Raw genomic sequence first — 2,483 nt, forward strand, 5'->3', positions numbered from 1 at the left:
CCGCCGTACATTCCGCCGCCGCCGCCACCGCCCCAGCCGCCCATGCCGCCGAAACCGTCGACATCCTGGCGGGCCATTTCGGAGGCCTGCGCCGCCAGGGCATTGGCCTGCTGGGCGTAGGCAAGTGCGCTGACCGGGTCCGAGGACTGCACTGCGATGGCCTGCTGGAGGTTGCGTTCCGCTTCGGCCAAACGGGTCCTGGCTTCACTGCCCACCCCGCCACGGCGGGCACGGATGTAGTCGGAGGTTCCAGCGATCTGGGCCTGCGCCGACATGATGGTGTGCTGCAGGGCGTCCCGGGCCCGGCGTTCCTGCTCCTGGCGGTCGCGCAGGCCTTCAAGCGCAGCATCGAGCTGGGCGTTGGAAGACTCGAGCCGGCCGAGCAGGTCCACCGGGTCGAACTTGCCGCGCCGTGCGTCCTCGACGGCTTCCAGCGCCTGTTCGACGCCGGCGATCGGACCGCCGAGCGAGGCCTGGGCCCCACCCTGGGCGAAAGCCCGTGCCTGGGCCAGATCCTGCCGTGCGTCGGCTACCGCCCGGTCGAGTTCCGCCGCGGCTGTATCGAGGCCCGCTCCGGTACGGTCAATGGCATCAACGAGGACGTTCGCCTGGTGCAGGCTTTCCTCGGCTGCCCGTACGGCAAGTACTGCAGCGGAGGTATCGCCGCTGCTGAGTTTTTCCTCCGCGGTGGTTGCCGCGTTCTCCACGAAGGCCAGGCGTTCGGTTGCCTGTTCAATGTTGTCGCGGACCTGAACCAGCGCGGAGTCGCTGTACCGTGTGCTGAGCCCGTCCAGGGCCGCCTGCGCGGAGTCGAGCCGGGCAGCGGCTGCCCGGGCGGATTCCTGGACTGAGGCAAGGGCGCTGGGCGCGTTCCGCTCCAGTTCGCGCAGCGCGTCGAAGTCCTCCTTGTGGGCCTGGAGGGAAGTATTGACCGCTTCGCAGCGCCGGATGATGTCCTTCAGCCAGGTGCGCTGCTGCTCCTCGGTGTCGGGAATCTCGTCGTCGAGCTGCTGCTGCATCTTGAAGGACTCGCCCATATGGGCGCGGGCGACGGCGAGGTCGTCGGTGAACGTGGAGACGGCGTCGTCCCCGTATTGGGCCGCCGCGAACGCGAGTTCCTGTTCGCTGGACTTAATCGCGTCGTCGGCCGCGATGAGCAGGCTGCCGGCCCGCTTGCGCAGCTCTGCCACACTCATGGCGTCCAGCGGATCCTTCGGTGCCGTGTCCTGGGCCGAAGTGATCGCACCGCGCTTCCGCGAGCGGCTGCGCATCAGGGCGAAGACGGTGAAGGCACCCACGAGCACAACACCGGCGACGATGAAGGCGGGGAGCAGGCTGGCACCGCCCGTGGAGACTTTCCCGCTGCCACCCCCAGCGATGTCTTCCAGGGACTTGGCAGCGTTGACGGCGGAGGCTGCCCATTCCTCGGAGCTAATGTCCTGCACCCCCAGCAGCGGTTCCTGCGCCGCCTCGATCATCGCGTTGCGCTTGTCCTGGGTGAGGACGGACTGGTCGCCAGTGGAAACCTGCAGCTTCCTGTCAACGGTCGCGACGCTCAGCAGGGCCTCCTTGGAGCCCATGCCCTTCTCCGTCACGACGTCCTGCGCCCAGGCTGCCGGGTCGGCGGGGTCGGTGAAGCTGTCCACGTACACGACATAGAGTGTGTAGCCGCTGCTGCGCTGCACGTCCGTGATGGCCTGCTGGACTTCACCCGTGCTGCCGTCCAGGGAATCGTTGGTATCCATTAGGAACTGGCCCGGGGGAATGCTCACCGGCGGCTCTGCATACGCCGTGGACGGAGCCAGCACCGCCAGCGCACTCAGAGCCAGCACGGCCGCAAACCGCTTCGTCCTCAACCGCATAAATAATCCTCTGTCTGTCGCTGAACTGCATGTGGTGGTCTTGCCGGTGGGCTGCAGGGCGGATATGGCATTGATTCTATGGGTGGCCAGAGCGCCCGTCCACCACGAAACCGTATCCGATGTAACTGGACGTTGGCCGGGATATCGGCGGCTGACTAGGCAGGACGACGGCGGCAGGCCGGCCTGCCCGCCGACGCGCCATTCGGGAAACTCCCAGCAAGCATCCAGATTCCTCCAGCCTGCATCACAGACTCCCCTGTCATAGTGAATAGGTCGATACTTGTGGGTAAAGCGAATTCTTGAAAGGACGGCCCATATGACTGAGCACTATGGGGGCAGTGAGGGACCGCAGCGGCCTTTGCCGCCCCGGCCGCCGGCTCCGCCGTCTTCCAGCGCCCCGGGAGCCGACACTCCGGAACCGGCTGCGCCGGAAACTACCCAGCTTCCCGCCGGCGGAGGCGCTCACTCTGCACCGGGAGGAAACGGCGGCAGCGCCGACTGGACTGGGCAGCACAGCGGTGCACCCGCTCCCGGCTCGCCGCAACCGGGCACGTCTGGGACCCCGGGCCCCGGCCCGGCAGGCAGCGGCGGCGCGCCGGCTGCTGGAACGCCCCCGCAGGA

1 protein-coding gene is annotated in these 2,483 nt (G+C 67.7%); it reads right to left on the bottom strand.

The window, feature by feature from the left end; translation table 11 throughout:
- The coding region (locus RTN46_RS16910) for a TPM domain-containing protein (RefSeq protein WP_312183201.1) at positions 1 to 1,862 on the bottom strand (1,862 nt) is incomplete at its 3' end.
- Between the last annotated feature and the right edge of the window lie 621 nt (positions 1,863 to 2,483).

The organism is Arthrobacter sp., from assembly GCF_031988865.1.
Classification (GTDB): Bacteria; Actinomycetota; Actinomycetes; order Actinomycetales; family Micrococcaceae; genus Arthrobacter_B.